The sequence below is a fragment of the Streptomyces flaveus genome (genome assembly GCF_014647675.1).
GTDB lineage: Bacteria > Actinomycetota > Actinomycetes > Streptomycetales > Streptomycetaceae > Streptomyces > Streptomyces flaveus.
The window spans coordinates 101,763-111,087 of the sequence record NZ_BMPQ01000006.1 but is presented as its reverse complement, the minus strand read 5'-3'; the positions used below and the strand labels follow the sequence as shown (position 1 = coordinate 111,087).

General features: G+C 69.5%; 7 protein-coding genes and 1 pseudogene. 3 read left to right on the top strand and 5 right to left on the bottom strand.

Annotated features, from left to right (window positions below; translation table 11 throughout):
• Positions 1 to 687 (top strand): annotated as a pseudogene (locus IEZ21_RS14860) (hypothetical protein); the annotation flags it as partial.
• 211 nt (positions 688 to 898) lie between these two features.
• On the opposite strand, the gene IEZ21_RS14855 reads toward IEZ21_RS14860, so the two are convergent.
• Positions 899 to 1,765 (bottom strand): L,D-transpeptidase family protein, encoded by an 867-nt coding sequence (locus IEZ21_RS14855; RefSeq protein ID WP_246567734.1) that lies wholly within the window; start codon positions 1,763 to 1,765, stop codon positions 899 to 901.
• 254 nt (positions 1,766 to 2,019) lie between these two features.
• On the opposite strand from IEZ21_RS14855, the gene IEZ21_RS14850 reads away from it, so the two are divergent.
• Positions 2,020 to 3,600, top strand: coding sequence for an acyl-CoA mutase large subunit family protein (locus tag IEZ21_RS14850; protein ID WP_189322369.1), 1,581 nt, complete (start codon positions 2,020 to 2,022; stop codon positions 3,598 to 3,600).
• On the opposite strand, the gene IEZ21_RS14845 is transcribed toward IEZ21_RS14850, so the two are convergent.
• Positions 3,576 to 5,063, bottom strand: coding sequence for an FAD-dependent oxidoreductase (locus tag IEZ21_RS14845; protein WP_189322368.1), 1,488 nt, complete (start codon positions 5,061 to 5,063; stop codon positions 3,576 to 3,578). The two genes, IEZ21_RS14850 and IEZ21_RS14845, sit on opposite strands and share 25 nt — an antisense overlap.
• Positions 5,064 to 5,143: 80 nt before the next feature.
• On the opposite strand from IEZ21_RS14845, the gene IEZ21_RS14840 reads away from it, so the two are divergent.
• Positions 5,144 to 5,779, top strand: a complete 636-nt coding sequence (locus tag IEZ21_RS14840; protein WP_373302235.1) for a TetR/AcrR family transcriptional regulator C-terminal domain-containing protein — start codon at positions 5,144 to 5,146, stop codon at positions 5,777 to 5,779.
• A 26-nt stretch (positions 5,780 to 5,805) separates the two neighbouring features.
• Here IEZ21_RS14840 and IEZ21_RS14835 read toward each other — a convergent pair whose 3' ends face one another.
• From IEZ21_RS14835 to IEZ21_RS14825, 3 genes are read right to left on the bottom strand one after another with little or no spacing between them, the layout of a single operon-like run.
• On the bottom strand, positions 5,806 to 6,981 hold the full coding sequence (locus tag IEZ21_RS14835; RefSeq protein WP_189322366.1) for an acyltransferase family protein: 1,176 nt from the start codon (positions 6,979 to 6,981) through the stop codon (positions 5,806 to 5,808).
• Positions 6,978 to 8,312, bottom strand: coding sequence for an alpha-2,8-polysialyltransferase family protein (locus IEZ21_RS14830; protein ID WP_189322365.1), 1,335 nt, complete (start codon positions 8,310 to 8,312; stop codon positions 6,978 to 6,980). The genes IEZ21_RS14835 and IEZ21_RS14830 overlap by 4 nt, the downstream gene beginning before the upstream one ends.
• Positions 8,309 to 9,286: a glycosyltransferase family 2 protein gene (locus IEZ21_RS14825; protein ID WP_189322364.1), complete on the bottom strand. Its 978-nt coding sequence runs from the start codon at positions 9,284 to 9,286 to the stop codon at positions 8,309 to 8,311. The genes IEZ21_RS14830 and IEZ21_RS14825 overlap by 4 nt, the downstream gene beginning before the upstream one ends.
• Positions 9,287 to 9,325: the final 39 nt, after the last annotated feature.

The window sequence follows — 9,325 nt, the reverse complement described above, 5'->3', positions numbered from 1 at the left end:
GCGCCTCCCACCCCGAAGCATCCGCTGATCACTCCGTCCCCCGACGGGACGCGGGGCGGTGCCCCCGACGTACCGGCTCCGGACGGCGACACGGGCGGCCCGACCGGCGACGGCTCCCCCTCGGCACCGGGCACCGGGGACGACAAGCGCGGCAAGACGCCGGGGAGCACGCCCCCGCGGCCCGGAGCGGGCAACGCCGGCAACGAGGCGCGCTCCGCGGAGTGGTGGAAGAAGGTCACCGCCACCTGCCGTGACGTCCGCGACGGCAAGAAACTCGGCCCCGACCGCAGACGCAGTCTGGAGGAGGCGGCGAGCGGGCCCGAGCGCGTACGGCAGTACTGCACGAATGTCCTCGCGCAGTCCCAGGACCGGGACGACGTGGCGCCCGAGGGAAACGGCCAGGGCTCCGATGACGACGCCGACGACTCCGACGAAGGTGACCACAACGGCGGCGGGAAGAACGGGAAGGGAGGGAAGGGCGGCAAGGACGGGAAGGGCAAGGACGAAGAGCCGGGCGACATAACCCCGACCGGCGACGCCCCGACCAGCCACGTCCAGCGCCGCGCCATCCCGGCCCTCGCCCCCGCCTCCGCCTCCGGCGAGGGAACCACCTCCGGCGAGGAGACGCCGACCTCGGCCTCCCAGGACGGCACGGTCCCGCTGTCCCCGCCCGCATCCCGGCTCTGACCTGCGGTTTCGTACGCTTTCAAAGGTCTGGCCCGCAGGGTGTGACACTTTCGGCCGGGGTAACGCAGTACTAAGTGAGCCGACTGGTCATCGGCTGGCGCACGAGCCGGGGTTCCCCCCGTACCCATGGCTCAGTGCACATTGGCGCGGGCGGGACACGTTCCCCCGGTCCCGCCCGCGCCCCATACCTCTCCCGGCCGCCTTCCGGCCCTCACCAGTGGACGACGACCTTGTCGCCGCTCCGCACCTGCCCGAACAGCGCCGCGATCTTCGCCTCGTCCCGTACGTTCACGCAGCCGTGCGAGGCGCCGTTGTAGCCGGTCGCCGCGAAGTCCGACGAGTAGTGGACCGCCTGGCCGCCGCTGAAGAACATCGCGTACGGCATGGGGGTGTCGTACAGCGTCGACACATGGTGGCGTGACTTGAAGGTGACGCTGAACTCGCCTTCCCGGGTGGGCGTGTACTGCGAGCCGAAGCGCACGTCCACCGTCGACAGGGTCCTGCCGTCGATCATCCAGCGCAGCGTGCGGCTCGTCTTGCTGATGCACATCACGCGGCCCGTCATGCAGCGCGGGTCCGGCTTCGCGGCCGGCTGGTCGCCCGCCGCGTACAGCTCCCACCTGCCCGGCTCGTGCGTCATGTTCAGCAGCCGCTGCCAGGTCACGGAGTCCGTCTTCCCGGTCTGCGGCAGCCCCCGCTTGCCCTGGAAACCCTTGACGGCGGCGGCTGTCGCCGGGCCGTACGTCCCCGTCGGGGCCTCGAAGAACCAGGCGATCTGACGCAGCCGGGCCTGCACCTCGCGTACGTCCCTGCCCTGGTCGCCGCGCGACCAGAGCACCTCGGGAGGCGGGGACGGCTTCGGAGGCTTCGTTGGTGGCTGCGAGGGCTTGGTGGCGTCCCTGGCGGGCTCGGCAGGCTCGGCGGGCTGGGCCGGCTGCTTGGGCTTGGGGTTGTTGGGGCTCTCGGCCGGCGCCGTCGCGATATGTACCGGATCCTTCTTGCCGGACGTACCGGCGGCCTGGACCGTACAACCGCTCACCGCGGCCAGTACCACGACAGCCGTGACTGATCTCCACATGCCTGGAGTACGCATTTGGGTCCCCCGTTGCTCACTGTGCACCCTTTGATGTTTCCCGGGGGTGCTTGGTTGTGAACTACGGGGCATTGTGGTGACCGGGCGCGTGGTTGTGAGCGGGTTGTGACCGGGGTCTCGTCCGGGCTGTGAGCAAGCTCCCAGCCTGGGCCTCTCCACCGGCCGCACGGCCACCACTACAGTCCGTGGCGAGGGTCGTCTGTACTGGCGAGTATGTGAAGCAACGCGGAGGCACACCCATGGCGCGCGAGTCGGAGTCCGGACTGCCCATCGAGCCGGTGTACGGGCCGGAGGCCCTGGAAGGCTGGGATCCGGCCGAGAAGCTGGGGGAGCCGGGCCGCTACCCGTTCACACGCGGCGTCTACCCCTCGATGTACACGGGCCGCCCCTGGACGATGCGCCAGTACGCCGGTTTCGGCACCGCCACCGAGTCCAACGCCCGCTACAAGCAGCTCATCGCCAACGGCACGATGGGTCTGTCCGTCGCCTTCGACCTGCCCACCCAGATGGGCCACGACTCGGACGCCCCGATCGCGAGCGGCGAGGTCGGCAAGGTGGGCGTGGCGATCGACTCGATCGAGGACATGCGGATCCTGTTCGGCGGCATCCCGCTGGACAAGGTGTCCACGTCGATGACGATCAACGCGCCTGCCTCCCTGCTCCTGCTGCTGTACCAACTGGTCGCGGAGGAGCAGGGTGTATCGGCCGACCAGCTGACGGGCACGATCCAGAACGACGTGCTCAAGGAGTACATCGCGCGCGGCACGTACATCTTCCCGCCCAAGCCCTCCCTGCGCCTGATCGCGGACATCTTCAAGTACTGCAAGACCGAGATCCCGAAGTGGAACACCATCTCGATCTCCGGCTACCACATGGCCGAGGCGGGCGCCTCACCCGTGCAGGAGATCGCCTTCACGCTGGCGGACGGCATCGAGTACGTGCGCACGGCGGTCGCGGCCGGCATGGACGTGGACGACTTCGCCCCCCGCCTTTCCTTCTTCTTCGTGTCGCGTACGACGATCCTGGAGGAGGTCGCCAAGTTCCGTGCGGCGCGGCGCATCTGGGCCCGGGTGATGCGGGACGAGTTCGGCGCGAAGAACCCGAAGTCGCTGATGCTGCGCTTCCACACGCAGACGGCCGGCGTGCAGCTGACCGCCCAGCAGCCGGAGGTGAACCTGGTCCGCGTCGCCGTCCAGGGCCTGGCCGCCGTGCTGGGCGGCACCCAGTCCCTGCACACCAACTCCTTCGACGAGGCCATCGCCCTGCCCACCGACAAGAGCGCCCGCCTCGCGCTCCGTACGCAGCAGGTGCTGGCGTACGAGACGGATGTGACGGCGACGGTCGACCCGTTCGCGGGCTCGTACGTGATCGAGAAGATGACGGACGAGGTGGAGGCCGCGGCCGTCGAACTGATGGCGAAGGTCGAGGAGTTGGGCGGCGCCGTCAACGCCATCGAGCACGGCTTCCAGAAGGGCGAGATCGAGCGCTCCGCCTACCGCATCGCCCAGGAGACGGACGCCGCCGAACGGGTCGTCGTCGGCGTCAACCGCTTCCAGCTCGACGAGGAAGAGCCGTACGAGCCCCTCCGGGTGGACCCGGCGATCGAGGCCCAGCAGGCGGAGCGGCTCGCGAAGCTGCGGGCCGAGCGGGATCAGGGGGCGGTGGACGCAGCGCTTACGGAGCTGAAGAAGGCTGCTGAGGGCACGGACAACGTCCTCTACCCGATGAAGGACGCGCTGAGGGCTCGCGCGACGGTGGGCGAGGTGTGCAACGCGTTGCGGGAGGTCTGGGGGAATTACGTGCCGAGCGACGCGTTCTGAGCCCGGTGACTCGCTGACCGGCGGCGGGCGCCGAACCGGGCCCAGTACTCGGCCAGCCCCTCCGCCGTCTCGCTTGCCCAGCCGACGTACCCGTCCGGGCGGATCAGGAACACGCCGGTGCCGTACGGCTCGTACGGTGGGATGTGGATCGTGTGCACCAAGTCGCTGTCCAGGTGCGGAAGTTCGGGGCTCCTGCCCACCGTGAGCAACGTCCAGTGCGGCCCCCGGAACACGTCGAAGAGCCGTACGCCGCCCCGCGTGCCGTCCGGAGCGCGGTCGCCCGCGTGGAGGGCGTCCTCCGGGAGGCCGGTGCGGGTCTCCACCGCCAGGGAGCAGCCCCGGTAACTCAGCCCGAGCTGCTGTGTGGCCTCGCCGCGTCGGGTCTCGCCCCGGTGGACGCGGGTCGACAGGCCCAGCATCTCCGCGGCGAGCGGGAGTCGTTCCTCCTCGTACGAGTCGAGGAGGGCGTCCGGTGTATCGCCCCGCAGGACGGCGTCGAGCTTCCAGCCCAGGTTGTACGCGTCCTGGACGCTGGTGTTGAGGCCCTGGCCGCCGGCCGGTGAGTGGACGTGGGCCGCGTCTCCCGCGAGGAACACCCTGCCCTCCCGGAAGCGGTCCGCCAGCGCGGCGTGTGGGCGGAAGTCCGAGGCCCAGCGGACCTCGGTCACGGCGTCGGGCTCGAGATGCGTCCGGGTGGCGATGAGCTTGCGGATGCCGTCGAGGGAGAGGTCCGGGGTGGCGGCCGGATCCTCGAAGCCGGCCGCCAGTTGGAAGTCCTCGACGCCCGGGAGCGGCCAGAGGACCAGGAAGCCCTCGCCGTCGGCGGGCGGGAAGACGTGCAGGTTGTCGCGGTCGAGTCCGGTGATGCGGACGTCCGCCACCAGCGCCGGATTCGGGTCGACCGTCTCGCCCGTCATGCCGATGCCGAGCAGCCGGCGCACGGTGGAACGTCCGCCGTCGGCGGCCACCGCGTACCGGGCCCGCACGGGGGCGCCGGTCGTGAACGTCGCCGTCACCCCGTCCGCGTCCTGCGTGAGCCCGGTCAGCTCGCGCCCGAACGCGACGCCTCCGCCCAGCTCGCGCAGCCGCGCGAAGAGAATCTCCTGCGTACGCCACTGCGGGACCATCCACGACCCGGCGTACGGAACCGCCTCTGTGGGGGCCACCTCGTCGAACATCCGGTGCTCGCCCTGCCGCTCACCGTCCTGCCAGATCACGCCGACGGGGTACGGGCCACCGTGCGCGCGGATCGCGTCCAGTACGCCGAGGTCGTCGAAGACCTCCATCGTGCGCGGCTGGATGCCCTTGCCGCGCGAGCCGGGGAAGAGCCCGTCGGCCCGCTCGACGACGAGGGCGTGTACTCCGCGCCGGGCCAGGTCGCAGCCGAGGGCGAGACCGGTGGGGCCTGCGCCGACCACCAGTACGTCGGTCACGTCGGCTTCCTTAACGTCGTTAAGTTCCATGCCGTAAGAGTCTCCTTAACGTTGTTAAGTTGTCAAGGGGGTGCCGCCGGACAGGGTCCGGATAGGGTGCGGACGTGGCTGTGGCGAAGAAGATCGACCGGGCGCTGGTGGCCGACACCGCGCTGCGGCTGCTGAACGAGGTCGGCCTCGAAGGTCTCACCCTGCGCGCCATCGCCAAGGAACTGGACGTCAAGGCCCCCGCCCTCTACTGGCACTTCAAGGACAAGAAGGCGCTGCTGGACGAGATGGCGACGGTGATGCTCCGACGGATGAACGCCGACCTCGGCGAGCTCCCGGCGCGGTGGCAGGACGCCATCGCCACCGCGATGCGCGGCCTGCGCGCGCACCTGCTGCGCTATCGCGACGGCGCCAAGGTCTACAGCGGTACGCACTTCACGGACATGTCGTACGCGGACCCGATGGAGCGCCACCTCCGGACGCTCACGGGCGACGGCTTCACCCCGGCCGGCGCCGCCCGTGCCTGGTTCACCGCGTCCAGCTACACGATCGGCTATGTCATCGAGGAGCAGGCGATGGGGCCCGACCCGGTCAAGGGCGGTGAGGGGTACGACCTGGCGGCCCGCGCCGAACGGCTCGCCGCCTACCCCCTCGCCGTGGCCGCGGGTGAGGAGATGTTCCGCGACCACGACCGCGGCTTCGAGGAAGGCCTCGCGGCGGTCATCGCCGGAATCGGCGTGACGCTGCGGGGATCTTGATGGCGTTCAGCGCCCCTTGAAGGCGTTCAGCGGCGAGGCCTCGACAGCGCCGAGCGCAGCTTTGGTGTCCAGCGGTCCTCGATGAAGCGGTTCATCAGCCATGCCAGCAGCAGCATCGTCGCGATCGTCAGCAGGAAGGTCGCGTACGACGGGATGCCCAGGCTCTGGTGGTAGGCCTTGATGGCGACCCAGCCGAGGTGCTCGTGCACCAGGTAGAAGGGGTACGTCAGCGCGCCGGCGACGCTCAGCCAGCGCCAGTGGGCCCAGTTCAGCCAGCCCAGGGCGATCGCGCTGACCGCGACGAAGCCGAAGGTGACGACCAGGATGATGCCGGACGAGGTGCGGTAGGAGAAGAAGTCCGGGTTGGGTGCGTGCCACAGCGAGGAGACGGCGTAGTGCTGGCCGATCAGCCAGCTGACGATCACGATGCCCCAGGCGTACGCGTCGTGCCGGTCGCGGTGGATGAGGTAGAGGCCGATGCCGCCGATGAAGAACGGTGCGTACTCGGGCATCAGGATCAGGTCGAGCAGCGGTTCGTTCGCCGCCTCGGCGATCGCCGCGGCCATGGTCCAGCCCGCGCAGAACAGGATGATGCCCTGACGGTTCGCGCCCGGCATGACGACGCACAGCGCGAACAGCGCGTAGAAGCGGACCTCCGCCCACAGGGTCCAGCAGACGCCCAACACCCGGTCCACGCCCAGGGGTTGCTGCATCATCGTCAGGTTCAGCAGCGCGTCGCTCGGCGAGACGGCCTTGTACGCCACCACCGGCAGTGCGAAGACCACCGTCACGAGGATCACCGCCGCCCAGTACGACGGCAGCAGCCGTGACGCGCGCGAGGCGAAGAACGAGCGCAGCGGACGTCCCCAGCCGCTCATGCAGATCACGAAGCCGCTGATGACGAAGAAGATGTGCACGCCCAGGCAGCCGTACGCGAACCACTCGCTCAGCGTGGGGAATTGCAGCTTCGCGGAGGAGCCCCACGCCTTCGCGACCTCGCCGTCCCGGCCGCCGTAGTGGTACGCGGCCACCATCAGCGCGGCGATCAGCCTCAATCCGTCGAGCGCGCGAAGGCGCGACGTGCGCGGCCGGGCGATGATCCGGGGCGGTGGTGTGCCGTCGGAACCGGTGCCGGTACTGACGGCGGTGGTGCCCGCCTCCGGAAAGACCGTCGGGGCGGGCTTTGAGTCGACCGAAGTCATCCGAGAGTGGCCCTCTTGAGCGATCGGGCGCGACGGGCCACACGGCGTACGGTGGCGTTGCGCGGGATGAAGGCCAGTTGGGTCGGCACGGCGCCGGGCAGGCCCAGCGAGGTGAGCCGTCGGCGTTTGAAGTAGCGCCAGGTGTGGCCGTTGAGGTGGCGCGACAGATACCGCTCGGCGGTCGGCCGCAGATCCGGGTAGATCTTGGACTGCATGGCGTAGCCCACCGCCCGCAGCAGTTCGGTCAGTCGGTCCGTGCCGAGCCCCTTGCGCTGCTCGGTGACCGCCTTCTGGTCCGTCAGCTCGGGCAGCATGGCGTCCACGATCGTCACGGGGACGCGATTGCTGTTCTCGTACGGCTTGAGGCGTTCCAGGAGCGTCTCCGTGCCGATCCGGGCGACGGGCAGGCCGTACAGCGCCGAGGCGGTGAGAAGCGCCGTGGAGAAGCAGCCGGCGACCAGCGCGGGCCGCATCCGCTGGTAGAGCACCTCGGCGAGCACCGGAGTGTCCAGCACCGTGAGTTCGGCGCCGAGCTTCTCGGCCTCCTTCTCCAGGGCGCGCGACCAGCGGGCCGGGGCGCTGGGGTGCGGCTTGAACACCACGCGCTGGTGGCCGAGTTGGACGGCTCCCCTCAACATCCGTACATGCAGGTCCTCTTCCTGCTCGGCGGTCAGGATGCCGAGCGCGGAGAGGTACTGGCCGAGCAGCAGGGCCGGTTCTTCGATGACGGGCAACTCGTCACCCGTGTCGATGAGTTCGGCGAGCACCTTGGTGAACGCGTCCGTCGGCACGATCTCCGGCTCGACATCGAACTCGGTGAGCAGCAGCGGCTTGAGGTCCGGCACGAGGTCGAGGTGGAGGAGCCGGTCGATGCGCGTGCCGACCAGCGGGTCGATCTTGCTGCGGGTGGGCCCGTAGCTCATCAGGCCGTCCGCGTAGACGGTGATGGGCGCGCCCGTGAAGATCTGCGCGACGCCGAGGGCCGGGTTCACCTGGATCGACTCGACGGCCAGCTCGATGTCGTCGTCACCGAGGTTCCAGGCGAGCCGCAGATGACGCTCCCACAGCGGTACGTCGTTCAGGCGTGGGGACCAACCGCCCGGGTGGAAAGGGGAGATGGTCTCGTTCCACGAGACGACGTCGTCGAACCGGCCGCGCAGCTGCTCGAAGCCGGGCATCTCGTCGATGCCCGGCGAGGTCTCGGGTGTCGCCGAGTTGTTGGAGACCAGCAGGATGCGCCGGTCGGCCGGGCGGAAGCAGTCGGCGTCTACGGCCGCCGCCAGCGTCGCCGTGCCGTACAGCGTCGACGCCATGAAGATCTGGGTGGTCACGCGGCCACCCCCGCGGACACGGGACGGCGGCGCAGCCGGCGCAGTCGCGTCGCGCGCTGTACGTCCATGGAGTCGAGGGCGTCGTCGAGGACGTCCTGCGGCATACGCCGCAATGCGACGGCACTCATCGACTTCAGTTTCCGTGCCACGGGAGGCTCGAACCTTTCGATGGATCCCAGGTGATGAGAAATAATCGCACAGTAGGTCCGTACGGCCTTCGGCAGGAGTTTGTCCGCCTCACGGTCCTCTGCCGTTTCCCGTACGACCTGGTCGAAGGCGCGAATGAAATCCAGCTGCCGTACGTCCCCGATCTGCGTCAGCGAGGACGAAACTCCGCGCCGGTAGAACACGCCGAGCAGCCCCACCACGCCGAACGACTCGGCCTCGCGGTGCAGTTTCCAGATCCACGGCCGGTCCTCGGCCGTGCGCAGCCCGTCGGTGAAGTGCAGCACGCCCCGGTCGACCAGACGGCGGTGGTAGATGCCCGCCCAGGCGTATGCGTAGTCCACGGAGGTGGAGCGGTCGGCGGGCAGGATCGCCTCGCGCGGGTTCAGCACGACACCGCGCCGACCGTGCGGAACCCGGTGGATCGAGCGGGCCCGAGCGGTCGTCTGGACATGGTCCGTACGGACGAAATCGACGCCCAACTCCTCGATGGCGGCGAGGAGTTGCTCGTAGTAGCCGGGCGCGAGCCAGTCATCGCCGTCGAGGAACGTCAGGTACTCGCCGCGCGCCGCGTCGATGCCCGTGTTGCGCGCGGTCGCCAGACCTCCGTTCTGCTCGTGTCTGACGTACACGGCACCCTGGAGCTCGCGCTCCGCGCGCGCGAGAATGTCCGGTGTCTCGTCGCGCGAGCAGTCGTCGACGAGAATGAATTCGAAGTCCTGGCGCGCGTTGGCACGCAGACTCCTCAGGGTGTCGGGTGCGTATTGCTGCACGTTGTAAAACGGCACGATGACGGAGAGCTTGACCACCCACGTGACGTTAGGCGGCGGCCCGGCATTCGTCTTGAC